Origin of the sequence: Bacillus sp. FSL R5-0422 (assembly GCF_038610765.1) — a bacterium.
Lineage (GTDB): Bacteria > Bacillota > Bacilli > Bacillales > Bacillaceae > Bacillus > Bacillus pumilus_O.
The window spans coordinates 427,954-452,041 of the sequence record NZ_CP152014.1; the positions used below are offsets into that span (position 1 = coordinate 427,954).

Here is a 24,088-nt window from a genome sequence, read left to right on the forward strand (position 1 = left end):
TCATTTTGGAGGTTCAGAAGGCGGTTGACAATCCTGTAAAAAGGGCATATAGTAATAATTATTTTTCATTTTTCGCAACATTTGCCCTTTTTTTATTGATAAAACCGATTAATTCAATCAGAAAAATGTATCTTCTGAGGACTTCAGTTTGATATATGAGGATATAGAAAGGATGAAGAACAAGTGTCACAGCCGAAAAGGAAGCTCAAGCTAGGCGTATTCATCGCAGGAACTGGACATCATGTTGCCTCTTGGAGACATCCGAATGCCGTATCAGATGCAGCCATGAACCTGGATTATTTTAAACAATTAGCGAAAAAAGCAGAGGAAGGAAAGCTAGATTTACTCTTTTTAGCCGACAGCTTATCCATTAACCAAACCTCTCATCCGAATGTACTTACAAGATTTGAACCGCTCACCCTGCTTTCATCCATTGCTGAGTCTACTTCATCCATTGGATTAGCAGCAACAGCATCTACTACATACAGTGAGCCTTTCCATATTGCAAGACAGTTTGCCTCCCTTGATCATTTATCAGGCGGAAGAGCGGCATGGAATGTGGTCACATCTTCTATTGAAGAAACAGCGAAAAACTTTAGCGGAGAAGAGCATTTAGCCCACCATAAACGATACGAGCGAGCAGAAGAGTTCGTCGAGGTCGTCAAAGGTCTGTGGGATTCTTGGGAAGAAGACGCCCTTGTCAGAAACAAGGAAACGGGAGAATTCTTCGAATCTAGTAAGCTTCATGAGCTCCAGCATAAAGGGGAGTTCTTCTCAGTACGAGGTCCACTTAACGTATCACGTACGCCTCAAGGGCAGCCAGTGATCATTCAGGCAGGGTCATCCGAAGATGGTCAAAAGCTTGCAGCAAAAACAGCAGAGCTCATTTTCACTGCACAAAACGATCTCGATAAAGCTAAGGAATTTTATCAAAGCTTGAAGGGGAAAGTAGAGGCTGCTGGTCGTGCTAGAGAGGACGTCAGCATCATGCCGGGGATATTCCCGATTATTGCTGATACAGAGGAAGAAGCCAAAGCGAAATATGAAGAATTACAGGAGCTGATTGTTCCTGAGATTGGGCTGAGCATTCTGCAAAACTACTTAGGTGGGATTGATTTGTCTCAGTATCCTTTAGACGGCCCGCTACCAGAGATTGATCCAAGCACGTCAAATGCGGTAAAAAGCCGTTTTGATCTCGTGATGAATATGGCGAGAAAGGATCACCTGACCATTCGCCAGCTCTATCAATCAGTTGCCGGCTCGCGTGGTCATAATATTTTCATTGGTACACCGCAGCAGCTCGCAGATGTGATGGAAACATGGATCAATGAAGAAGCAGCAGACGGCTTTAACGTCATGCCCCCGCTATTGCCAGAAGGGCTGGACATGTTCGTAGACCGCGTCGTCCCAATTCTTCAGGAGAGAGGCTTATTTAAAACAGAATATACAGGACAAACTTTACGAGAAAATCTCGGATTAGCACAGCCAAAAAATCGCTACACGACATAAAGGTGAGGTGACCAACGTTGGGATACACGTTTCGTCTGGCAACAGAGGCAGATATAGAGGCGCTGCTTGAACTGACAACAAGAGCTTATGAGCCAATTCGTGAGCTCGGCATCCAGTTCCAAGCAGCACATGCTGATTTCTCTCTCGTTCAGAAAAATGTACAAAAGAATCTTTGCTATGTGATGGAAGAAAACGGAGAGCTTCTATCCACCTTGTCGCTCCGTATGCCTTGGGGAGAACAGCCAGGTCCGTTCGGTGTCCCTCACATTTGGTGGTTTGCCTCAGAACCATCCGCCAAAAAAGGGACAGGCTCTATCTTGCTGGAATGGGTGGAAACCGAAGTGCTAAGAGATACCTTAAAGGTGCCATACGTATCTTTAGGTACAGCTGATAAGCATCCGTGGCTCATAGACATGTATGAGCGCAAAGGCTACGTCAGAGCAGGAGAAAAGGATTTAGGCAAGGGTCATATCACGATTTATTTGAAAAAACAACTAAGGTCAGATATTACACAACCATAAGAGGAAAGAAGGGTATACGAACATGAAAAACAAAAAGTGGCTAGTCATTCTATTTGCAGCAATGCTGGCAGTTTTAGCAGCTTGCGGTGGCAACAATCAGAGTGAAGGAAAAGACGAAAAAGTATTAAAAGTAGGCGCCACAGGGCAAAGCTATCCGTTTGCTTATAAAGACAATGGCAAGCTTGTTGGCTTTGATGTTGAAGTCACTGAAGCCATCGCAAAAAAACTAGGCTATAAACTAGACTGGCAGTTAAGTGAATTCAGCGGACTAATGGGGCAGCTGACATCTGGTAAGCTGGATACAGTGTCAAACCAAGTCGCAATCACAGATGAGCGTAAACAAACGTTTAACTTTACTGATACGTACGCATATGCAGGAACACAAATCATCGTGAAAAAGGACAACAACGACATCAAAGGTCTTGATGATTTAAAAGGAAAAACAGTGGCGGCAGTTCTTGGTTCTAACCATGCCAAAAACTTAGAGAGCAAAGATCCGGACAAAAAAATCAATATTAAAACATATGAAACGCAAGATGGTGTCTTAAATGAAGTGGCAAATGGCCGCGTAGATGCTTATGTCAACGGACGCAGTGTATTACTGGCTCAAATTGAAAAAACAGGTCTGCCGCTCAAAATTGTTGGCAACCCCATTGTGTATGAAGAAGTAGGCTACCCATTTGCCAAAGATAAAAAGCATGACAAGCTAAGAGAAGAATTTAACAAAGCGATCAAAGAATTAAGAGAAGACGGGACACTGAAAAAATTGTCTGAGAAGTATTTCAAAGACGATGTCACGGTGCCAATTAAAAAATAACGACAGCGGCGGTGAAGAGCAGACATGAACAAAATTGATTGGCAGTATATGGTGACGGTTTTTCCGACATTGATTCAATACTTGCCGATAACGATCTTCATGGCGATTGTCTCCATGGTATTTGCCATTATCATTGGTGTGGTATTCGCTCTTATTACGAAAAACCGGATACCTGTTTTATACCAATTTGCCAAGCTGTATATTTCTTTTTTCAGAGCGGTTCCAACCTTGGTTCAGCTCTTTCTCATTTATTTTGGTCTTCCGCAGCTATTCCCTGCGATGACTTCAATGGATGCCCTAACAGCGGTCATTATCGGATTAAGTATTAAAAACTCAGCATACTTAGCAGAAATTTTCAGAGCGGCCCTCAACTCTGTAGATGAAGGGCAGCTAGAAGCTTGTCTATCTGTCGGCATGACAAGATGGCAATCTTACGTCAGAATTATTTTCCCGCAGGCAATTAGAAATGCGATTCCAGCAACGGGGAATACTTTTATCGGTCTTTTAAAAGAAACATCTCTTGCCTTTACGATTGGTGTGGCAGAAATGTTTGCACAAGGGAAGATGATTGCGTCAGCGAACTATAAATACTTTGAAACCTATTTAGCTGTAGGGATTGTGTATTGGGTGATGACCATCATTTATAGCTTCCTTCAAGACCTATTTGAACGAAAAATCAGCAAACCTTACCGGAATTAAGGAGGTGTGGACATGATCAAGCTCACCAATTTGAAGAAATCATTCGGCGACCTTGTCGTCTTAGACGGAATCAATCTTGACGTGCAAAAAGGGCAGGTTGTGGCCATTATCGGACCTTCTGGCTCCGGTAAATCCACCTTGCTGCGCTGCTTAAATTTATTAGAAATACCAGATGAAGGCACGATTGAAATTGGCGATGCGAAGCTCGATGCGTCTAAATATACACGAAAAGAAGCCCATCACCTGCGTCAACAAACAGCTATGGTGTTTCAAAACTATAATTTGTTTAAAAACAAGACAGCACTGCAAAATATTACAGAATCACTGCTTGTGACGAAAAAAATGACGAAGCAACAGGCAAATGAGATTGGAATGAAGTTGCTAAAGCAGGTAGGATTAGAGCAAAAGGCTGACAGCTATCCAGTCACGTTATCTGGCGGACAGCAGCAGCGAATCGGGATTGCCCGCGCATTAGCGGTTGACCCACATGCGATTTTACTCGATGAACCAACATCAGCACTCGATCCAGAACTTGTCTCAGGTGTGCTTCAAGTGATTAAATCCATTGCCATCCAAGAAACAACGATGATCATCGTCACACATGAAATGGCGTTTGCAAGAGAAGTAGCAGACCATGTGATTTTCATGGCAGATGGTCATATTATTGAACAGGGCACACCAACTGAGTTATTTGATGAAACGAAGAATGAACGAACAAAACGATTTATCCAAAAAGAAGCAGCGGCTGAAGAAGCATAAGCTGCTTTTTACTCTTTAGAGGGGTGAGTATCAGTGAAATCAATAGGAAATGAAGCATTAAACAAACGTTTAATTAACATTCGCCGAGCGCTTCATGAGCATCCAGAGCTGGCATTTGAAGAATATGAAACGACTAAAAAACTGCGCAGCTGGTTAGAAGAGGAGGGGATCACCGTACTCGATTTTCCAGCTCTTCAAACAGGTGTTGTCTGTGAAATCAAAGGAGAACAAGAGGGACCAACGATTGCCCTGAGGGCTGATATTGATGCACTTCCGATTGAAGAAGCATCTGGTGAACCATTTTCCTCAAAGGTACCGGGGAAAATGCATGCTTGCGGTCATGATTTTCATACAGCTTCTATCTTTGGAGCGGCTCTTTTATTAAAAGAACGGAAACACGAGATCAAAGGAACGGTCCGTATTTTGTTTCAGCCGGCTGAGGAAGTCGCGCAAGGAGCAAAACATGTCATAGAGGCAGGCGTTTTAGATGGAGTGGATGCCATTTTTGGTATGCACAACAAACCTAACCTGCCAGTTGGCACTATAGGCGTTAGAGAAAAAGCTTTAATGGCGAGTGTAGACCGGTTTGAAATCGATATTAAAGGAACGGGTGGTCATGCAGGTATTCCGAATCACACGGTAGATCCCATTGCCATCAGCGGGCAGATCACAAGTGCTCTTCAACAAATCGTCAGCCGGCGAATCAGCTCATTGCATCATGCAGTCGTCAGTATCACACGTATTCAAGGCGGTACATCATGGAATGTGATTCCTGATCGTGTTGAGATGGAAGGAACCGTTCGGACGTTTGAGCCTGAAGTGAGAGCGATGATTCCAGAGCTCATGAAGCAAATCGTGAGCGGGATTGCCGAAGGATTTGGGGCAAAAGGCGAAGTGAAATGGCATCCGTATTTGCCTTCTGTGCTAAATGACGATCGTTTAACAAAGGTGGTCAAAGAAACGGCAAGTGCGCTGGATCTCACAGTCGTGCAGGCAGAGCAGTCACCGGGCGGAGAAGATTTTGCCCTTTATCAAGAACACATTCCAGGCTTTTTCGTATGGATGGGGACAAGCGGTACCGAGGAATGGCATCACCCCGCCTTTACAATAAATGAAGACGCACTCCCTGTTGCCGCTGCTTTCTTTGCCGAGCTTGCTGTACAGGCATTGGAGTCAAGATCATGGAACTAACAAAACAACTGGCAGAGGCTGTACTATCTGCTCATCCACTTCAAGATCAGCGTGCGGTAAAAATGGCTCGACACGGTCTGTTAGACGCTGCGGCGGCAGCGCTTGCTGCGAAAGAGGACGAAGGAATTCAAAAGCTCATGGCACTTGTGGAACAAGAAGGCGGAGCAGCTCAAATTCCTGTCATCGGACAAGGGAAAAAGGTCAGCCGTCAATCCGCAGCGATGCTGAACGGCTACTTGATCCACGCCCTTGATTATGATGATGTGCATTCAGACGTGAGGGGACACCCAAGTGCGGTGATCATTCCAGCATTGCTATCACAGCTATCAGACGGAAAAGGGTTTGGCGATCGATTTTTAGCAGCCTACATCACAGGCGTTGAAGTGATGGCAAGGCTTGGCGAATCCATCGGCAAAGCGCATTATGAGCGAGGCTGGCATAATACCGGAACCCTTGGAGCCATTGCGGCAGTATGTGCCATTGGGTATTTAAAAAAGGTCTCGCAGGAAGAGTTAATGAAGGCAATCGGCTTTGCTGGAGCGCAATCTGCCGGCATGCGAAAGCAGTTCGGCTCTGATATGAAACCATTACAAGCCGGCTTAGCGGCTAGAACAGCTGTCTGGTCTATGGATTTAGCTTGTTCAGGTTTTGGCGGGAACGAATCGATTCTTGATGGCACGCTTGGTTTCTTTTCTCTCTATGGAGATCAGGAGCGTGCGGAAAGTCGTTTTCTAGATGGGTATGGTACAACATGGCGTATTGTCTCGCCAGGGCTGTGGTTCAAAGTGTATCCGTTCTGCTCAGCGGCGCATCATGCTGCCGATGCAATCCTATCCTTAATGAAAGAGCATCCTTTCTTACCGGAGCAGGTGAAACAAGTAGATGTCCTGTTCCCGCCTGGCGGAGATGCAGCGCTTATTGAGCGGACACCTTCGACTGGAGAAGAAGGGCGATTCAGTGTCGAATATGTGATCGCACTTGCCGCGTTTGGACAGACGCTGGCGCTGGATGCCTTTACGAAAAAACCTATTTCATCACAAATACGCACATGGATGAAACGGGTGAAGAGAGGATACGACCAAACGATAGAACCTCATCCAGATGCTGTCCCAAAAGGTCGCTTTACGATTGTGAAAATCACCTTGTCTGATGGCACCACCATCAGCAAACGAGTCGATATTCCGCGGGGAGCACCAGGCCATGCCTTATCGAAAGAAGACATTATGCAAAAATTAAACAGTGTCACTGATGATTCGCACGCACAGAAGGCTTTACGAGTTATTGAAGACGGAAACGATTCTTCTTATTTGCAGCTGTTGGCATGATTTAACAAGAAGAAAAAGGGCTAAAATCATTTAGCCCTTTTGTGTCTCATTCCTATTCCGTCTTAGTAAACGTCAAGCCAATATGAGCAAGTGCCTGCGGCAAGTCTTTCCGAATGGTGATGTCTTTAAAGGAAATATTCGATTGAATCGCACTTAAAGCAAGGTCCTGTTTAATTCCTGTTAAAACAGCCGAAATCCCTAAAAGTCTCAGCGTTTGCGCATAGCTGACCAAGTATTGAATGCTCTGTTCATTCAAGCGTTTTGTTCCCGATACATCAATGACCAAATGAGAGAGCGACAGCCTGTAGCTTTCCTGTAAAATGGTTTCTAATATATGCTGAGCACGTGTCTCCTCGATATCACCAAGTAGAGGAAGCACAGCGACACCGTCAACAACTGGGACGATCGGTACAGATAATTGCTGAATCTGCCGGTTGGCACGGTCTAGTTCAAGAACGTAGCTTAATAGAGAAGCCATCGTTTCAAACATATGCACATGCTCATCTGTGAATTGTTGCGGCCTTGAATCAAGCCCGCAAATCGTTCCGTAGTTCGTACCATCTGTAAAATCAATCGGCACTCCGATGAATGATCCGCCTTGGAGACGTTTCGTGACCTCTAAGGATTTAGAACGGTCATCCGATGATATATCAGGGATCACAAGCGTAGCCTGATGATCGACCGCCAGCTTGCAAAATGTCTTCTCGTAAGGAATTTCTTCTCCTTCGTCAAGAAGCTGCTCGTCATGATTTAGCACCTTTACAATCTGATTGGTGGTTTGATCGTTTTTAGCAATAAACAGTGTATTCACATTAGTGAATTGACTCATCATATTTAAAATACTCGTAGAAGCATCATGAAAATTGCGAAACTGTTTTAATAGTTGTTGACGAGGCATTGTTTTAGGACTCCTTGTAGCTCCGATCATATATCGGAACAATAGTTGGTTTGTCTCTATCATACAAAATCAAACGAGAAATAGATATACTTTAATGCGCGAATCCATGTGAATCGGGCGAGAACAAAAAAGGCTGCCGATCCTGAGATCTGGCAGCCTGCTCATTAAAGAGAGACAGGAACAGTAGACATAGAGAAAAATTCCTCATACAACGCTTGCACAGCTTCTTTTTCTTGAGCCGCTTTGACGCCAAACATCATGCTGACCTCTGAGGAGCCTTGATTGATCATTTCAATATTGACCTTCGCTTTTGACAGCGCCTTTGCCGCTCTTGCAGTGGTGCCAACATTGTGACGCATCGCTTCTCCTACAATCATAATGAGGGAGAGATTCGGTTCTAACACGACCTCATCTGCATCAAGCACTAGCTTTAAGCGATCGAGTAGCTCTTGTTCAATATGTTGCTCCTCCAACTGATCCTGCCTTAAAATAATGTTCATATCATCAATGCCAGAAGGGACATGCTCATACGTAAGTCCATATTCCTCTAACGTTTGCAGCACCTTACGCCCAAAACCGACTTCTCGGTTCATTAAATATTTGCTAATATAAATGCTGCAAAATCCACTGTCTGAAGCGATTCCGACAACGGGTCCATTGGTATGATCCCGCTGGTTCACGATTTTTGTGCCTTTTGCCGAAGGGTTATTGGTGTTTTTAATCTGCACAGGAATGCCTGCACGGAAGGCTGGAATGAGTGCTTCGTCATGGAATACGGAAAAACCAGCATAGGATAGCTCGCGCATTTCCCTGTATGTTAGCTCTGTAATCTCCTTTGGCTCATGAACGATCGTTGGATTGACAGCATAAACAGCATCCACATCTGTAAAGTTTTCGTACACATCTGCCTTCAAACCGTTTGCCAAAATGGAACCGGTAATATCCGAGCCGCTGCGAGAAAAGGTAACGATGTCTCCCGATAAACTAAATCCAAAAAAGCCAGGGAATATGATGATGCCAGAGCGCTCTCTTAATTTATACAAATGATCATATGACTCTGGAAGGACTTGCGCTTGACCAGGCTCATCGCTCACAAATAAACCAGCTTCCTTTGGGTTCACATAGTGAGCTTCGACACCTTGATAGCGGAAATAGGCAGCAATCAGCTTTGCGTTATTGTCTTCACCGCTTGCTTTAATGGCATCAAGATATCGCTCAGGATGAGACGTATCTGCCTGTAAGAGGCTATCTAGATCTTGCCGGATGGTGTCAATCACGTCATGACTTAACCCGAGTTCATCCGCAATCGAGGCATACCGTTCGATGACAGCTTCCTGTAATTCGTGTGCTTCGCCTAAACGTAAATATTGCTCACCACAGCTAATTAATAGATCGGTGACCTTCGTATCCGTTGAATGCCGTTTTCCTGGTGCGGAAACAACGACTGCTTTTCGAGCTGGATCTGCTGTTACAATGTCAAATACCTTTTGCAGCTGCTTGCCAGATGCAAGTGAACTGCCACCAAATTTAACGACCTTCAATGCATACATCTCCTATAGTAAAAATTTTCTCACAAATTGAATAGTTCCTATTATCAACTCTTTTCTTTAAATTATCAAGGTTTTTCTTCATGGAAAATACAAATGTGTTTTTGGGGAGGACGATAACGTGAGTATATGAAAAAAGAGCCGGCGTTATGCCAAGCTCTTTTTCTTATGAAGAAGATGAGGAGGAAGATAACTCCTGCTTCATTACTTTAGAGTTGCGTTTTTCCTTTAAGAAAAAGGAGAGGACGAGCCCAAGGACTGCGATCAGACCAGAAATGAAGAATGACGTATTCATTCCATGAACGGCTGATTTTAATGGGCTGGCCAATTGTGCATTTGCAGCAGAGCTACTCATGATGGAGACAAGCACAGCTGTCCCAATGGAACCACCCATTTGTCTCATCGTGTTATTCATCGCTGTCCCATGCGGGATCAAATGAGGCGGTAAAGAGTTAATACCTGCTGTTGTCAGCGGCATCATGATCATCCCAACACCGATCAAGCGAAGTGTGTAAGCGACTGTAATGAGGGCGATGGATGAATCAAGGGTGAGCAGCATAAATGGCAAGGTCGTCACGGTAAGTATCGTAAACCCGCCTAATGCCAGCCCTTTTCCGCCGACTTTATCAAAAATCCGTCCAATAATTGGTGAGAGGAGCCCCATAAAGAGTGCACCAGGCAATAAGATCAGCCCTGTATCAAGAGCAGACAATCCTCTCACATTTTGCGTATAGAGCGGCAAAATCGTCTCTGTCCCAATCAATAAAGCAAAAACAAGCATCCCAAGGAAGGTCGTTAAGCTAAAGATCGCAAACTTAAAGACGCCAAACTCAAGCATCGGTCTTGTCAAATTCGACTGACGCAGAATAAAGAAGAACAAACTCACAGCGCCGACAATCAGCGAAATGAGGACAGTGGCGCTCGTCCAGCCATATGTGCCAACACTAGAAAATCCGTAAAGCAGTCCGCCGAAACCGAAGGACGACAAGATGACTGATAACACATCAATTCGTGTTTCTCTTTGCTGCGTTACATTTTTCATTAAGAAGAAAGCAAGAATGAGATCAATAATACCGATTGGCAGAACAATATAGAACAAGAACTTCCAGCTGAAGGAATCAACAATCCAGCCGCCAAGTGTTGGTCCAAGAGCTGGTGCAAACGAAATGACAAGTCCGACCATACCCATTGCCTGACCACGTTTTTCTTTCGGGAAAATGGTTAAAAAGATCGTTTGCATCAGCGGCATTAAAATCCCTGCGCCGGCTGCCTGCACGATACGCGCTGCAAGTAATACAGGGAAATTTGTTGCAAATGAAGCAAGAATGGTACCGGCTGTAAAGATGCTAAGCGCTGTTAAAACTAAAGAACGGCTAGAAAATTTCTCGATTAAGAAAGCCGTGATCGGGATGAGGATCCCGTTTGTCAGCATAAAGGCTGTGGTGAGCCACTGTCCTTTGCTGACATCAATATTGAATTCCTCCATGATATGTGGGATCGCTGGAATGAGCAAAGTTTGGTTTAAAATGGCAACGAATGCCCCAACGAGGAAAATCCCCACAATCACAGATCGATTATACGATGTTGTAGATTGATTCATGTTATCCCTTCTTTATCTATAAGATGATGCTTTTCAGCTGTGACACGTTTTGTGATAAAACGCTGTTTTTGCCTAAATAATCGAGTAGTGAACTGATTAAAAAGGTTCTCGGTTGGTCCTTTGATAATTCTTCACTTAGCAGTTCAAACGCAGAGAGGAGATCGTCCTTTTCTTCCCCGTTTGACAGTGTGTGAAGATCTTGTTTGATCTTCGTTAAGTACGAGATGACAAGCTTTTCTTCATCATATTCATCCTGTGTGGAAAGCAAATAAGAGTCCATCAACTCATCTGTTAGCACAGGCTCAATAGAGCAAGGCTTTTTCGATACACGGTCCATCACACCGATAATCATTTCAGCGGCATTTTCTAATTGGATGTTCTTGCGCTCAATCGCCAGCATTAAAATGAATTCTCTCATTAATCCGTTGAGGACAATGACAAGATCCCAGACGTAAGGCGCAACAGATTCACCATATGTGCTTAAAATAATGTCTCTGTGCCGCTGCATGATAATGGTGCGTGTCTCACGTAAATGCTTAATGACAATGGGCGAATGCTGTGAAAAAGCTTCAAAGGACAGCATATTCAAAAATTTATGATTCTCTTTAAACTCTTCAAGCTCAAGCTTGATCTTCTTTGTGAATTTTTCCTTTTTGGACAGCGTCGTTTCTGAATGAATGATCTGAGAAATCTCTCTCATTTTGCACTGATTGTATTTAATCAGTTCTAATAGAAGAGCTTCTTTTGAATCAAACAGTTTATAAATAGACGCTTTTGATATTTTACAGGCATCGGCGATTGACTGCATGGAGACACTCATATAGCCTTTTTGAGAAAATAATTTCTTCGAAACCCGCAAAATCTCTTCTTGCTTTTCGTTCATCTTCATAAGTCCTTTCCGAATCGGCAAAACCATATGGTCACAATGGAAACCGAGTGGTCACTTTTGCAATGATAACAAAACCAATGACCTATGACAAGAAAAGAAACTTAAAAAAATACCTATCTGATGACAGGTATTTTATCCTTCTGCATGTGCGGCATATATGATGATCTGTCCGTTAAGTTCAGCAATCAAAAGGTCTTTTCGCTCCTTGATAGAGTAAATCGCTGTCCCTTTTTTCAAATGGGTAGCCGTGCCATGATGAAAATGTTTGGCAGCAGTTTTCTGAATCACACCTAATTGCTGATCTTTAGTGACGGTTAATTGATGGGTCCAATCTACATTTGCTTCATAGACCGTTTTTCCCCATTGAAATAAATCTGCCTGTTCATCGAGAGCTAATACCTCTTCTGCACTAGGTCGTTTTGACTCAAATTGCTGAACAGATTGGCAAGCGCATAAGCTCGTTGCCAATAAGAGCATGAATAAGCAAGTCCATATTGTACGTGTCAAAAAGGTTCTTCCCTTCAAAATAGTGTCTATGAGTCATAGTCGTTTCCAAAGGTTGTCGCGTTACAATGTCATAGTCGAGTAACGAGATTGTATGTTAGAACAAAATACGATACATTTATCGTATGAATAATCCAACCCATCCAACCCAAGAAGACATGAGACTGATTTCGGTGTTGCACGCATTGGCCGATCCAATCCGGTTAGAAATTGTCCGCTGCTTAGCAGAAGCAGGAGAGAGGACATGCGGCACGTATGAGATGAATATTGCCAAATCTACGCTTTCTCATCACTTCAAAGTGCTGAGGGAGGCAGGCATTGTGAAAGTGAGAATTGACGGGAAGCACCGCTACTATTCTTTAAGAAAAGAAGACATCGAGACCGCTTTTCCTGGGCTCATGTCATCCATTCTAGCCGTAGATAAAGAGCGGTGGTAAGCCAGCTGTCTAGTAAAGCAGCTGGCTGTTTTATTTCCCATAAATCGCTTCATACAGACGTTTTACCGCCGGCTCAATATCCTCTGGTCTCATATGAGAGAAGCCGAGGACGAGTGGAACAAAGCCTTCCTGATGCCCCGGTAATTGCTCATCAAGGGTAAAACGGTCCATTCCATACATTTTCAGCTTTCTTTCTTTGGCTCGCTGTAAAATCTCATGTTGCGTGCGGTTTGAACGGAACTCTGCGATAAAATGAAGTCCAGCATTTTCCCCAATAATCCGCACGTTGTCAGCAAACACCGTGTCGAGCTCTTCAATGAGTTGCTTCCGCTTTTCCTCATATAAACCATTCATTCTTTTAATATGCCGCTGATACGCACCATCCTTTATAAAATGAAGAAGGGTGTATTGTGTAAAAAGATTGGCTGTTTGAATGAAGAAGTGCTGTTCTTCCTTATAACGTCTCAATAAATGCTGCGGGAGCACCATGTAGCTTATTCTTAAGCCTGGCAACAATGATTTTGAAAAGGTTCCCATATAAATGACTTTGTCATATCGATCCAAACTTTGCAGTGCTGGAATGCTGTCTGTTCCGTACTTGAATTCACTGTCATAATCATCCTCAATAATATAACGGTCTTGTTGATCAGCTGCCCAGTTTAAGAGCTGAATCCGCCGGGAAATTGGCATAATCACACCTGTTGGGAATTGATGTGAAGGGGTAATGATCAACACATTCGGCTCTTTCTTCTGAATGTCACTCATCCGTACTCCTTTTTGATCAATGCCAATCGTTTCAATTTGATGATGATTGCTTTTCAGCATTTGATAGAGCCGGCGATAGCCAGGGTTTTCTAACCCGTATACTTGATCAGCTGGAAGAATGCTTGATAACGAATGAATAAGTGACTGCGTGCCTGCACTTAAAATGAGCTGTTCTGGATAGCATTTGACTCCCCGTGCCAGCCCAATTAACCGGGCAATTGTTTCTCGAAGCTCGTACACGCCTTGTGGATGCGGAAGCTCACCAAATGCTTCTTGGTGGAGGCTGATCGCCTTTTGTTCACTTTTCAGCCAGCTTTTAAAAGGAAAATTGGCTGTATCCACAGAGATATGTGAAAAGGAATACCAATCGTCTCGTGCAATCGGCTCTTCTTTTAAATCTGCTGGAAGGGAAGAGGGTTTCAGCTGACCTGACTCATGAAACGTTTCGAGTGATTCCACGAAGAAACCTTTGCGTTCAACTGAATATAAATATCCTTCGGCAAGTAGCTGCTGATATGCGCCATTCACTGAATTGACGCTGACATTTAATGTATCGGCTAACTCTCGTTTTGAAGGTAATTGATCGTGTGGCTGAAGGTTTCGATTTAAAATTTCACCTTTAATTTTCGTGTAAATTTGATGATAAATAAATCCGTTTGCCCCTGTTTGATCTAGTTGAATTGTCAGCATGTCGTCATTCCTTCCTCTCTGGTACCATGAAAAAAATGATATTGGTACTTTCTATCATACCAAAAAATATTCAGAATAATAAAAAAGACATAAAGGGGATGGATGACAATGAGTCAAACGACAACAAACCGTTTTTCAACTGAGGAATGGCAGGGGAAAAGAGATCAATACGTCGCAAGAGGCGTGAGTAATGGCAACCGTCATCTTGCAGCAAAGGGGAAGGGTGCCGAGCTATTCGATATCGATGGGAAACGTTTTATCGATTTTGCTGGCGCGATTGGTACGTTAAATGTAGGACATTCACATCCAAAGGTTGTGGAAGCCGTCAAAGCACAGGCAGACAGTCTGATTCACCCAGGCTTCAACGTGATGATGTACGAATCGTATATCGAATTGGCAGAGAAGCTATGTCACCTCACACCAGGTGACCATGACAAAAAAGCCATTTTCCTTAATTCAGGTGCAGAAGCTGTTGAGAATGCGGTGAAAATTGCACGTAAATATACGAAAAGGCAGGCCGTTGTGTCGTTTACAAGAGGCTTCCACGGCAGAACGAATATGACGATGAGCATGACAAGTAAGGTCAAGCCATACAAATTTGGGTTCGGACCATTTGCGTCAGAGGTGTATCAAGCGCCATACCCATATTACTATCAGAAGCCAGAAGGATTAAGCGATGCAGTCTACGATGAGTACATCATTGATCAATTCAATCAATTTTTCGTCGCTACTGTTGCACCAGAAACTGTTGCGTGTGTGGTCATGGAGCCAGTCCAAGGGGAGGGCGGATTCATTGTACCATCGAAGCGTTTTGTTCAGCATGTTGCTTCATTCTGTCAGCAGCACGGGATTGTGTTTGTAGCAGATGAAATTCAAACAGGCTTTGCTAGAACAGGGAAATACTTTGCGATTGAGCACTTTGATGTAGTGCCGGACTTAATCACTGTGTCAAAATCTCTTGCTGCTGGGTTGCCACTAAGCGGCGTTGTCGGCAGAAAAGAACTGCTTGATGCGGCAGATCCAGGGGAACTAGGGGGAACATACGCAGGAAGTCCATTAGGCTGTGTGGCAGCACTAGCAGTTCTTGATATTCTTGAAACAGAACAACTGAATCAACGATCTGAACACATTGGACAAGTCATTGAGGACAAAGCAAATGATTGGAGAACACAATATCCATTCATTGGGGAAGTCCGCCGGTTAGGGGCAATGGCGGCAATTGAAATTGTGGAAGATCAAACAACGCGTACACCAGATAAGAAAACAGCCGCAGCGATTGCATCGTATGCAAACGAGCACGGGCTGCTCTTATTAACGGCAGGGATTAATGGGAATATTATTCGCTTCTTAACACCACTTGTCATCACAGATGAGCTGCTTCATGAAGGACTAGGGATCATCGAGGACGCCTTCAAAGCACGCTAAACAACAAAGGGGGATGGTTGTATGCAAAAACAACAAATGGCAAAAACCATGTCGCAGTCAGACGTACTGTTTTTATCCATTGGTGCAATGCTTGGATGGGGCTGGGTTGTACTTTCGGGAGATTGGATTTTAACAGCAGGATTTTTAGGTAGTGTCATCGCCTTTGTCATCGGCGGTATTCTCGTCATCTTTATTGGACTCACGTATGCTGAGCTTTCGTCTGCCATTCCAGAGACGGGAGGAGGGCTTGTCTTTGTCCAGCGGGCATTTGGGATAAAATCCGCTTTTGTCTCGGCATGGGGCGTGCTGTTTGGTTATGTCTCGGTCATTACGTTTGAGGCGGTTGCACTGCCAACTGTTATTGATTATGTCATTCCAACACAGCATGTTGGCTTCCTATGGAATATAGGGGGATGGGACGTTTATTTTACATGGGTGTTGATTGGATCTGGTGGTGCTTTATTTTTAACAGCGCTTAACTACATTGGCGCCAAGCCAGCTGCTATTTTTCAATCTGTTTTTACAGTGGCGATTATCCTGACAGGTTTCCTTCTTTTAGGCGGCGCCACATTTAACGGAAATCTAGCAAACCTTGAGCCGATGTTTCAAGGCGGGGTTGGCGGTCTCATGGCAGTTTTAGTCATGATTCCCTTTTTATTCGTTGGCTTTGATGTCATCCCTCAAGTGGCGGCGGAGATCAATGCGCCAAAGAAAATCATTGGGAGGATTCTAATTATCTCCATCGTGAGTGCGGTCGTATTTTATCTGCTTATTGTCTTTGGGGTAGCTGCGGGGCTATCAAAAGGACAGCTTGAAGCCTCTTCCTTGGCGACTGCAGATGCGATGGTGCAACTTCTCGGTCATCAAGCATTTGGGACAGTGCTTGTCATTGGTGGTGTAGCAGGGATTGTGACGAGCTGGAATGCTTTTATCATCGGTGCAAGTCGTATTCTATATGCGATGGCGGAAAGAGGCATGATTTCCAAATGGTTTGCGTATATTCATCCAAAGTATAAAACGCCGACAAATGCCATTTTATTTCTTGGTGCTTTGGCTTTTTTTGCTCCATTATTAGGGCGCCCTGCCCTCGTATGGATTGTCAATGCAGGTGGTGTCGGGATCATTGTCGGTTACTTAATTGTGTCCATTGCCTTTATGAAACTTCGTAAAGCAGAACCAGAACTTGAGCGTCCATACCGCATTAAATATTGGCGGACGACAGGCGTTTTAGCCATCGGGCTGAGTCTCCTTTTTCTTTCATTTTATTTTCCGGGGATGCCGGCCTCCTTATCATGGCCAGCTGAATGGATATTACTTTTAGGTTGGGCACTCATTGGGTATATACTATATGTAATGAATCCTAGAACGAAGGAGACGGTAGAGCATGACAAACGAACTCAAAGTGTATAATCCTGCAACAGGAGAAGAAATTGCTTCAGTTGCTCAGCATACAAAAGAACAAATTGAAGACGCCATTTCGCGCTCACATCAAGCATTCAAAGCATGGGCAAAAACATCAGCGCATGAACGTGCCAATATCATTCGCAAGTGGTTTGATCTCATGATTGAACATAAAGAAAGGCTCGCAAAAATCATCACGGAAGAGAATGGTAAGCCATATCAAGAAGCATTAGGGGAAATCGTTTATGCAGCTGGATATATAGAATGGTACGCAGAGGAAGCCAAACGTATCTATGGTAGAACCATTCCGTCACATACGACGAACAAACGCCTTTTTGTCACAAAGCAGCCAGTTGGACCTGTTGCGGCCATTACACCGTGGAATTTCCCAGCAGCCATGATCACGAGAAAGGCAGCACCAGCACTTGCAGCGGGCTGTACCTTTATTGTGAAGCCTGCTGAAGACACGCCGCTGACGGCTATTGAACTTGTGAAATTAGGCCACGAAGCCGGAATCCCAGAGGATGCCCTGCAATGGGTAATCGGAGATGGGAAAGAAGTCGGTGAAATATTCACAGATAGCCCACTGATTCGCAAAATCACATTCACAGGCTCAACGCCAGTCGGAAAGCATTTGATCAAAAACAGTGCAAGTACAGTCAAGCATGTATCAATGGAGCTTGGTGGTCATGCCCCGCTCATCGTAGACAAAGATGCCAATCTTGAACTAGCTGTCAAACAAGCAGTGGCATCTAAGTTCCGTAATGCAGGACAAACCTGTGTCTGTGCCAACCGCTTAATTGTGCATGAAGACATTCATGAAGCATTTGCTCAAGTCTTTAGCAAAGAGGTCGAAAAGCTGAAAGTGGGAAATGGCTTTGAAGAAGGCACATCCATCGGCCCAATTATCAACAAGCGTGGCTTTGATAAAATTGTCAGCCAAATTCAAGATGCAGTCGATAAAGGAGCGAAAGTTCTTGTCGGCGGAGATACGCATTTCGATGATGACAAGTCGTATTATTTTGTCCAGCCAACGGTTCTCACACATGTAGACCCTTCTATGAACATCATGCATGAAGAAACCTTTGGTCCAGTGGCACCGATTACGACGTTCAAAACGCTAGATGAAGCAATTGAATTAGCGAATGATACACCTTTTGGTCTTGCAGCTTACTTCTTTACAGAAAATTATCGAAACGGCCTCTACATCTCAGAGAATCTTGATTACGGGATTATTGGCTGGAATGATGGTGGTCCATCGGCTGTCCAAGCACCATTCGGAGGAATGAAAGAAAGCGGAATTGGCCGTGAAGGCGGCATCGAAGGAATCGAACCTTATTTAGAAACAAAATATGTATCCATTGGGTTAGACGAATAAACGTGAAAAAGACTGCCTGAGGAATCTCGGCAGTCTCAGCGTGTAGACAAACCCTCGCATTCGGTGTCAGGTCTGCGCTTCGGTGCTCACGAATGTCAAATTCGCTCCGCTCCGGTGCTCGTTCTTCCTAGACTGCAAAGGTTTTCTATCACGCTGAAAAGAAGACAAAGGGCAATTTCGCCCTTTGTCAACTATCTGTGACTGCCTGAGGAATCTTGGCAGTCTTTTTATGTTAAACAGCCGGCGGAAAAAGCTGCTCCACCGTTTCTTTTGTTTCTTTCAGAATTTCATGGATGTAATCTGCGGGTGCCTGCTCCATGCTGCTGAACAAAAGTCGTTCAACAGGCTCAATACCAATATAATTGAAGACTTCTGTATCTGCTGTCATGCGATGGGAGGCAGAAAAGATCAGGTTAGAGTCAAGAAAGGTCCTTGGTGCATCGTGCGTGTTGATAATAACACCTTTTTTATGTCGAAGCAGGTTTTCAATAGCCCCATGCTCGTTGATTTGATAAGCGAAGCCCTCAGAAAAAACACGTTCTACATAGCCCTTTAACATAGCGGGTAAGCCTGTCCACCAAATAGGAAAAATAAACGTTAGGACATCAGCTTGCTGAATCAGCTTCTGCTCTGTTTGAATGGCCTTCGGGACATCCCCCTGTTTGATCGCAGCCTTTTCCCAAATGCTTAGTTCTGGCGAAAAACCAAGAGCATAAACATCACGAACAGTCACTTTATGACCATTGTTCAAAAGAGTACTAACAACAAGATCTAATAAGGTTTGATTTAAGCTTTGCTGGGGATGAGCAAATATAATGAGATGGTTCATCTTAAAGCCTCCTAGGTGGTCATGTGTCTCATTATGGCATGCGCGTTAATCCTATTCAATCCTATAATGGTAATAATAGGTTGGGAAAATGGTCTTGTGTTCAAGGTGAAAAGAAACAAAGCGATCGTTTCCATGAAAACGATCGCTTACGAATCAATTATTTTTTTCTAAAAGCAAGCCCGAGCGCAATGAGTGCTAAGACTAGAGCAGCAATAGACAACCCTAGCACAAGTGGTGAAGAAGAATTGGAGGCTGTTTCTGATGCCTTTTCTTCTTTAGGTTTTTCTTGACCATGGGAATCCGTTACCGTATTAGAGGCGACAATGTTTGTGATTGAATGCGGCTTATCAGCATCTTTATCACCTGTCCATTCAACGACCGTTCCATCCTTATAATATTGATATGCATCCCATGCAGCTTCGCCTGCTTTTTCAGGGTTTTTCGCTACAAAAACGAATTGCTGGAACTGTCCGGCAAGCACGCCTTTACCCGTTGCTTCCCAAGTCACTCTTGTCACCTTGCCATCTTTTTCTTCAGTTGACGTTTTCCAGCCGGGTACTGGCTCGTATTGCTGGAATTCTACGCCCTTAGGCATTGTGATGACAACCTTTGTTGTTGGACTGTCACTTTCAGAAGGTACTTTCAACGTGTATGTTTCCCACGCATTTGTCGCAGATGTATCCGGTTTAACCGTGACGTGCGCACTCACAGGAATCGCCAATAAAAATGAAGCGAGAAGCATTGGTAATAAAGCTTTAACATATTTTTTCATATGGTATGCACTCCTTTTAGTTTCTTCTAATAAATGTGGTATCGATATTTTCAAAAGAACCAGTTAACGCATGAATTTCAATTTTCCAAGTGCCTTTTTCATTTAACAAGAGGTTTTCAGCAGAGTAATGACCATTTTTTAATCGTTTTAACTGAAATTCACTCGGTTTCTCTTCACCGAATAAGGCGACTTTATGGATCTTGGCTGACACAGATTGGATATCAGTGATCGTTTGTCCATCCTTTTTCGTAAATGCGACCTCGAATGTGTTTTTCCCCGGAGCATTCGGCGTTATGCTCATGGACACAATGTCACGATGCTCCACTTGGTTTGCGCCGAAGAACGGCTCAGGTGCAGGCGGAGGAGGACTTGGTATATTGGTAAACACAGCTGTTAATAACAAAATAGCGATTCCGATCATCCACTCAGCTCGTAACGAAACGTTTCGTTTCTGTTTCTTTTCCCATCTCAGCATCAAGTAATGGACAAGCCCAAGAAGGCCCATCAAGATAAATAAACCAAGCTTGATTAAAAAGGTTCGTCCGTATGCTGATTCAAAAAGAGCATCAAACGATTGCAAAATAAAGATTGCATTCACAAATCCTGAAAACACAATGAGTCCAACAGAGAGCAGTGCCCAAGGGTGAAACGCCTTTAACGTATTTCTGATGAGCGGCTGATCTCCATTTGGTAGCTTCTTTAACAATAAAAGCACAATGGCTGTTAAACCACCGACCCAGATCGATGCAGAAACGAGATGGATAAAATCAAGTGACGTTGTCAGTATTTTATTATCAGTTGCTGCTGGGTGTCCGATTTGTGCTTTCAGCCAGAGAAGTACTGCGAATAGGAGCAGTGGAAACAACCATACCCGAAAAGAAGTAAAATCCCCTTTTTTCATCGCAACGATGCTCCAGATGGTTAGTAGAACAAATGACACCATGAGCATCATCCACAAACTACCGCCAGAAGTCGACGCAATGGTTTCTTGCAGAAGCGATGGCTGAAATGCTCCCAAAAAGGAAACGTCTGCCGCTGATTTAGTTTGAATCGGCAGCTGAAACACGAGAGCTCCGCCCATCATGATCAGTGACAATGTTAAAAGCCGTTTCATTCGTTTCGCTAATATAGGTGAAATGGCTGCCCGAAACCATAACAGTCCAAACAAAATGGTCCCGAGAAATAAGCTAAACGACGTATAAAGAAAGGCTTTGTCTATGGTCGAGGCAACATCAATAGATTCGTTCGGTTGACCTTGATCTAATTGGTCAAAACCGCCATCCGCTTTGCCAATACTAAACGGGATCATACCAGAGACAGAGTGACCGTCTGCTGATACTGCATTCCACTGAATGGTATAAATCCCCTTTGGTAAATCCTTTTTTAAAGCAGCTTCCATGATTTTTTGATCTTTAATGACCGTATCTCCTTGATCCACACGATCCCCTTTTGCATTTAGCACCTTAATGGCATGAAATCCACTTTCGATTCCTTCGCTAAATGTGATAGATACCGAAGGAGGCTGCTTCTCCAGCTCTTCATTTGCAGCTGGATTCGAACTGACGACGTATGCATGGGCAAATGCTTCCTTTGGAATGAAAAAAGCGAACGTGATGATCAGAAGCAGAAGCCACTTACTATGTTTCAACAAGGTAATAACCGCCTTTCTACCTTTGAAAATGTCTCATGTATCAGAAAGAAAGCGGCAGTAAACTGTGAGTCACAGAAAAAACCGCTCCTCCTATTGTGCCGCTCACTCTAAAAGGTAAACGAAACAAACAGCAAGATGGTTCACTTTTTCTGTGTCATGTCTGCGCAGACATTTCTTGATTGAATAAGTTTGATCATGTATAAGCCTATTCGATTTAAGAAGAGGAAACAAGAAGTGACGATTTAAAAGTTGTGAAATTCCGATGAATTTTGCGTCAAAACCACGGCACGTCAACCTTTTTACCCGGATTTCCCTATGCTCTGAAAGAGAATTCATATCATATTTCAATTTTGTCACACACTAAGTGACAAAGTGACATTTAGTTTCAATTGAAGGGAAAGTGAAAGCGTTTTACGATAGGGGTAAGGGCTTCACTGACACTTGTTCTTATATCTTTTGACCTATAAAGCCCTCAATAAAGGGAGAGAAGAAAGGAGTTTTCATAGATGCAGGAAAAAAGCGGATTTCGCGTAAAAGTACAGCGCTTTGGAAGCTATTTAAGCGGCATGATTATGCCGAATATTGGAGCATTTATCGCTTGGGGACTCATTACGGCACTGTTTATTCCGAGTGGCTATTTGCCAAATGAACAGTTAGCTACACTTGTGGGCCCAATGATCAACTACTTACTGCCGCTCTTAATCGGTTACACAGGCGGTAAACTCGTATACGACCATCGAGGCGGGGTACTCGGTGCAACCGCAACGATTGGGGTCATTGTCGGGTCAGATATTCCGATGTTTTTAGGTGCCATGATCATGGGACCACTTGGCGGTTACTTGATTAAGAAAATTGATCAGCTCTTCAAAGATCGAATCAAATCGGGCTTTGAGATGCTTGTGAATAATTTTACGGCAGGGATTCTAGGTGCCATTCTTGTCGCGATTGCCTTCTATGCTATCGGACCAGTTGTACTTGGTCTAAATAAAGCCCTTGCGGCAGGTGTAGATATCATTGTGAATGCACATTTGCTTCCGTTGGCAAGTATTTTCATTGAACCAGCAAAAGTCTTGTTCTTAAACAATGCGATTAACCAAGGAATCTTAGGTCCGTTAGGGGTAGAGCAAGCGGCAAAGACAGGGCAGTCTGTTCTGTTCCTACTTGAAACAAACCCAGGACCAGGTTTAGGTGTCTTACTTGCATACATGTTCTTCGGAAGAGGGAACGCAAAGCAGTCTGCACCGGGTGCGATTGTCATTCAATTTTTAGGCGGTATTCATGAGATTTACTTCCCGTACATCTTAATGAAACCAAAGCTTATTTTAGCGGTCATTGCAGGGGGAGCGAGCGGCGTTCTGACCTTTACCCTGTTAAATGCAGGCTTAAAGGCTGTGCCGTCACCAGGAAGTATTATCGCTCTTATGCTCATGTCACCAAAAGGCGGACATCTTGCTGTTCTAGCAGGTGTCGTCGTGGCAACCGTCGTCTCATTCCTTGTCGCGTCTGTGATTTTAAAAGCCTCTAAAGCAGTTGACGAGGATTTAACAGCAGCAACAGAAAAAATGCAGGACATGAAAGGGAAGAAAAGCGCAGCAGCAGCTGCTCTTACAGCTCAAAAAGAAGGTGCTGAAGCAAACGAACAAGCAGCATCTCCAAGTGATGTGAATCCAGATGACGTGAACAAAATCATCTTTGCCTGCGATGCAGGAATGGGCTCAAGTGCGATGGGCGCATCCATCTTAAAGAATAAAGTCAAAAAGGCAGAGCTTGATATTGATGTGGCAAACACATCCATCAGCAACATTCCGAATGACGCTGATGTGGTCTTTACTCATAAAGATTTAACAGACAGAGCGAAGGCGAAATTGCCAGGCGCTGTGCATATCTCAGTAGATAATTTCTTAAACAGTCCGAAATACGATGAGCTGATTGAGAAATTGAAAAAATAACATGATGAAACGGGTTGAGTTCAATTTTTCTTCATTGAACTCCCCGTTTTGGTTGTTTTCCTGATTTTCCATTCTAAAAAAGGTGTGTGATCATTCATGAAACAAGTACTTTCAAAAGACAATATTTTTCTAAACGAACAAGCAGGATCGAAAGAAGAAGCCATCAAAAAAGCAGGCGAAGTCTTAGTGGCAAATGGCTATGTCACAAGTGATTATGTTGACAAAATGTTTGAAAGAGAAAATATCTCATCTACATTTATGGGCAATGGGATTGCGATACCTCATGGAACAGAGGATGCAAAAGCAGCTGTCCTTCATTCTGGGATTTCCATCATTCAAATTCCAGATGGTGTTGAATACGGCGAAGGAAATATCGCCAAAGTCGTTTTTGGCATCGCTGGTAAAAACAACGAACATCTCGATATTCTTTCTCAAATTGCGATTGTCTGTTCAGAAGAGGAAAATGTAGAACGCATTATCCATGCCAAGGATCAGGATGAACTGATCGCCATCTTTAACGAGGTGAACTAAC

At 43.7% G+C, this 24,088-nt stretch carries 22 protein-coding genes; 13 read left to right on the top strand and 9 right to left on the bottom strand.

The annotated features are described in order from the left end of the window. Nucleotides 1–183 precede the first annotated feature (183 nt). Genes MKX52_RS02035 through MKX52_RS02065 form a run of 7 tightly spaced genes read left to right on the top strand, consistent with a single transcriptional unit; the run spans nt 184 to nt 6,821 of the window. Nucleotides 184–1,509, top strand: coding sequence for an LLM class flavin-dependent oxidoreductase (locus MKX52_RS02035; protein ID WP_342491372.1), 1,326 nt, complete (start codon nt 184–186; stop codon nt 1,507–1,509). Between the two features lie 17 nt (nt 1,510–1,526). Further along, nucleotides 1,527–2,030 carry a GNAT family N-acetyltransferase gene (locus MKX52_RS02040; RefSeq protein WP_342491373.1) on the top strand — a complete coding sequence of 168 codons (504 nt, stop codon included), beginning with the start codon at nt 1,527–1,529 and terminating at the stop codon, nt 2,028–2,030. 22 nt (nt 2,031–2,052) lie between these two features. Continuing rightward, nucleotides 2,053–2,847, top strand: coding sequence for an amino acid ABC transporter substrate-binding protein (locus MKX52_RS02045; protein ID WP_144470170.1), 795 nt, complete (start codon nt 2,053–2,055; stop codon nt 2,845–2,847). A 24-nt stretch (nt 2,848–2,871) separates the two neighbouring features. Next, complete coding sequence (locus MKX52_RS02050; protein WP_003214174.1) at nt 2,872–3,546, top strand: amino acid ABC transporter permease; 675 nt, start codon at nt 2,872–2,874, stop codon at nt 3,544–3,546. 12 nt (nt 3,547–3,558) lie between these two features. Beyond that, complete coding sequence (locus tag MKX52_RS02055; protein ID WP_012008912.1) at nt 3,559–4,305, top strand: amino acid ABC transporter ATP-binding protein; 747 nt, start codon at nt 3,559–3,561, stop codon at nt 4,303–4,305. 33 nt (nt 4,306–4,338) lie between these two features. Further along, nucleotides 4,339–5,496 carry an amidohydrolase gene (locus MKX52_RS02060; RefSeq protein ID WP_342491374.1) on the top strand — a complete coding sequence of 386 codons (1,158 nt, stop codon included), beginning with the start codon at nt 4,339–4,341 and terminating at the stop codon, nt 5,494–5,496. Then, nucleotides 5,487–6,821: an MmgE/PrpD family protein gene (locus tag MKX52_RS02065; RefSeq protein WP_342491375.1), complete on the top strand. Its 1,335-nt coding sequence runs from the start codon at nt 5,487–5,489 to the stop codon at nt 6,819–6,821. Before MKX52_RS02060 ends, MKX52_RS02065 begins: the two co-directional genes overlap by 10 nt. A gap of 52 nt (nt 6,822–6,873) precedes the next feature. Here MKX52_RS02065 and MKX52_RS02070 read toward each other — a convergent pair whose 3' ends face one another. The 5 genes from MKX52_RS02070 to MKX52_RS02090 all read right to left on the bottom strand — a co-directional run bounded on the left by MKX52_RS02070 (nt 6,874) and on the right by MKX52_RS02090 (nt 12,262). After that, complete coding sequence (locus tag MKX52_RS02070; RefSeq protein WP_012008918.1) at nt 6,874–7,719, bottom strand: GAF domain-containing protein; 846 nt, start codon at nt 7,717–7,719, stop codon at nt 6,874–6,876. Nucleotides 7,720–7,883: 164 nt separating this feature from the next. Then, the gene (locus tag MKX52_RS02075; RefSeq protein ID WP_342491376.1) at nt 7,884–9,260 is read right to left on the bottom strand and encodes an aspartate kinase; all 1,377 of its coding nucleotides are present in this window, start codon (nt 9,258–9,260) and stop codon (nt 7,884–7,886) included. Between the two features lie 172 nt (nt 9,261–9,432). Next, nucleotides 9,433–10,866 (bottom strand): MDR family MFS transporter, encoded by a 1,434-nt coding sequence (locus tag MKX52_RS02080; RefSeq protein WP_180309581.1) that lies wholly within the window; start codon nt 10,864–10,866, stop codon nt 9,433–9,435. Between the two features lie 16 nt (nt 10,867–10,882). Next, nucleotides 10,883–11,749 carry a TetR/AcrR family transcriptional regulator gene (locus MKX52_RS02085; protein WP_260857618.1) on the bottom strand — a complete coding sequence of 289 codons (867 nt, stop codon included), beginning with the start codon at nt 11,747–11,749 and terminating at the stop codon, nt 10,883–10,885. Nucleotides 11,750–11,887: 138 nt separating this feature from the next. After that, nucleotides 11,888–12,262 (bottom strand): hypothetical protein, encoded by a 375-nt coding sequence (locus tag MKX52_RS02090; protein ID WP_342491377.1) that lies wholly within the window; start codon nt 12,260–12,262, stop codon nt 11,888–11,890. A 122-nt stretch (nt 12,263–12,384) separates the two neighbouring features. On the opposite strand from MKX52_RS02090, the gene MKX52_RS02095 reads away from it, so the two are divergent. Further along, nucleotides 12,385–12,696 carry a metalloregulator ArsR/SmtB family transcription factor gene (locus tag MKX52_RS02095; protein WP_012008923.1) on the top strand — a complete coding sequence of 104 codons (312 nt, stop codon included), beginning with the start codon at nt 12,385–12,387 and terminating at the stop codon, nt 12,694–12,696. A gap of 30 nt (nt 12,697–12,726) precedes the next feature. Here the strand turns inward: MKX52_RS02095 and MKX52_RS02100 are convergent, their stop codons facing one another. Beyond that, nucleotides 12,727–14,151 (bottom strand): PLP-dependent aminotransferase family protein, encoded by a 1,425-nt coding sequence (locus MKX52_RS02100; protein ID WP_251184083.1) that lies wholly within the window; start codon nt 14,149–14,151, stop codon nt 12,727–12,729. Between the two features lie 108 nt (nt 14,152–14,259). Between MKX52_RS02100 and gabT the strand changes: the two genes are divergently transcribed. The 3 genes from gabT to MKX52_RS02115 are packed head-to-tail and all read left to right on the top strand — an operon-like array spanning nt 14,260 to nt 18,355. Beyond that, nucleotides 14,260–15,576: a 4-aminobutyrate--2-oxoglutarate transaminase gene (gene gabT, locus MKX52_RS02105; protein WP_342491378.1), complete on the top strand. Its 1,317-nt coding sequence runs from the start codon at nt 14,260–14,262 to the stop codon at nt 15,574–15,576. A 21-nt stretch (nt 15,577–15,597) separates the two neighbouring features. Beyond that, nucleotides 15,598–16,986 carry an APC family permease gene (locus MKX52_RS02110; protein ID WP_088004213.1) on the top strand — a complete coding sequence of 463 codons (1,389 nt, stop codon included), beginning with the start codon at nt 15,598–15,600 and terminating at the stop codon, nt 16,984–16,986. After that, a complete protein-coding gene (locus MKX52_RS02115; protein ID WP_342491379.1) occupies nt 16,961–18,355 on the top strand; it encodes an NAD-dependent succinate-semialdehyde dehydrogenase in 1,395 nt (464 codons plus the stop codon). The genes MKX52_RS02110 and MKX52_RS02115 overlap by 26 nt, the downstream gene beginning before the upstream one ends. 232 nt (nt 18,356–18,587) lie before the next feature. Here the strand turns inward: MKX52_RS02115 and MKX52_RS02120 are convergent, their stop codons facing one another. From MKX52_RS02120 to MKX52_RS02130, 3 genes are all read right to left on the bottom strand, one after another. Further along, nucleotides 18,588–19,184: an NAD(P)H-dependent oxidoreductase gene (locus MKX52_RS02120; RefSeq protein ID WP_342491380.1), complete on the bottom strand. Its 597-nt coding sequence runs from the start codon at nt 19,182–19,184 to the stop codon at nt 18,588–18,590. Nucleotides 19,185–19,341: 157 nt separating this feature from the next. After that, nucleotides 19,342–19,956 (bottom strand): DUF1775 domain-containing protein, encoded by a 615-nt coding sequence (locus MKX52_RS02125; RefSeq protein ID WP_342491381.1) that lies wholly within the window; start codon nt 19,954–19,956, stop codon nt 19,342–19,344. A gap of 16 nt (nt 19,957–19,972) precedes the next feature. After that, nucleotides 19,973–21,607 (bottom strand): copper resistance CopC/CopD family protein, encoded by a 1,635-nt coding sequence (locus MKX52_RS02130; RefSeq protein ID WP_342491382.1) that lies wholly within the window; start codon nt 21,605–21,607, stop codon nt 19,973–19,975. A 506-nt stretch (nt 21,608–22,113) separates the two neighbouring features. Between MKX52_RS02130 and MKX52_RS02135 the strand changes: the two genes are divergently transcribed. Together MKX52_RS02135 and MKX52_RS02140 are read left to right on the top strand one after the other, a co-directional pair. Beyond that, nucleotides 22,114–23,556: a PTS mannitol transporter subunit IICB gene (locus tag MKX52_RS02135; RefSeq protein ID WP_342491383.1), complete on the top strand. Its 1,443-nt coding sequence runs from the start codon at nt 22,114–22,116 to the stop codon at nt 23,554–23,556. A 96-nt stretch (nt 23,557–23,652) separates the two neighbouring features. Further along, nucleotides 23,653–24,087, top strand: coding sequence for a PTS sugar transporter subunit IIA (locus MKX52_RS02140; protein WP_012008933.1), 435 nt, complete (start codon nt 23,653–23,655; stop codon nt 24,085–24,087). Nucleotide 24,088: the final 1 nt, after the last annotated feature.

What these genes read in the sequence shown, in the direction of transcription:
- MKX52_RS02045 (WP_144470170.1), top strand. Translation starts at nt 2,053, where the DNA reads ATGAAAAACAAAAAGTGGCTAGTCATTCTATTTGCAGCAATGCTGGCA.
- MKX52_RS02050 (WP_003214174.1), top strand. Translation starts at nt 2,872, where the DNA reads ATGAACAAAATTGATTGGCAGTATATGGTGACGGTTTTTCCGACATTG.
- MKX52_RS02055 (WP_012008912.1), top strand. Translation starts at nt 3,559, where the DNA reads ATGATCAAGCTCACCAATTTGAAGAAATCATTCGGCGACCTTGTCGTC.
- MKX52_RS02065 (WP_342491375.1), top strand. Translation starts at nt 5,487, where the DNA reads ATGGAACTAACAAAACAACTGGCAGAGGCTGTACTATCTGCTCATCCA.
- MKX52_RS02070 (WP_012008918.1), bottom strand. Translation starts at nt 7,719, where the DNA reads ATGCCTCGTCAACAACTATTAAAACAGTTTCGCAATTTTCATGATGCT.
- MKX52_RS02080 (WP_180309581.1), bottom strand. Translation starts at nt 10,866, where the DNA reads ATGAATCAATCTACAACATCGTATAATCGATCTGTGATTGTGGGGATT.
- MKX52_RS02085 (WP_260857618.1), bottom strand. Translation starts at nt 11,749, where the DNA reads ATGAACGAAAAGCAAGAAGAGATTTTGCGGGTTTCGAAGAAATTATTT.
- MKX52_RS02095 (WP_012008923.1), top strand. Translation starts at nt 12,385, where the DNA reads ATGAATAATCCAACCCATCCAACCCAAGAAGACATGAGACTGATTTCG.
- MKX52_RS02100 (WP_251184083.1), bottom strand. Translation starts at nt 14,151, where the DNA reads ATGCTGACAATTCAACTAGATCAAACAGGGGCAAACGGATTTATTTAT.
- gabT (WP_342491378.1), top strand. Translation starts at nt 14,260, where the DNA reads ATGAGTCAAACGACAACAAACCGTTTTTCAACTGAGGAATGGCAGGGG.
- MKX52_RS02110 (WP_088004213.1), top strand. Translation starts at nt 15,598, where the DNA reads ATGCAAAAACAACAAATGGCAAAAACCATGTCGCAGTCAGACGTACTG.
- MKX52_RS02115 (WP_342491379.1), top strand. Translation starts at nt 16,961, where the DNA reads ATGACAAACGAACTCAAAGTGTATAATCCTGCAACAGGAGAAGAAATT.
- MKX52_RS02120 (WP_342491380.1), bottom strand. Translation starts at nt 19,184, where the DNA reads ATGAACCATCTCATTATATTTGCTCATCCCCAGCAAAGCTTAAATCAA.
- MKX52_RS02125 (WP_342491381.1), bottom strand. Translation starts at nt 19,956, where the DNA reads ATGAAAAAATATGTTAAAGCTTTATTACCAATGCTTCTCGCTTCATTT.
- MKX52_RS02135 (WP_342491383.1), top strand. Translation starts at nt 22,114, where the DNA reads ATGCAGGAAAAAAGCGGATTTCGCGTAAAAGTACAGCGCTTTGGAAGC.
- MKX52_RS02140 (WP_012008933.1), top strand. Translation starts at nt 23,653, where the DNA reads ATGAAACAAGTACTTTCAAAAGACAATATTTTTCTAAACGAACAAGCA.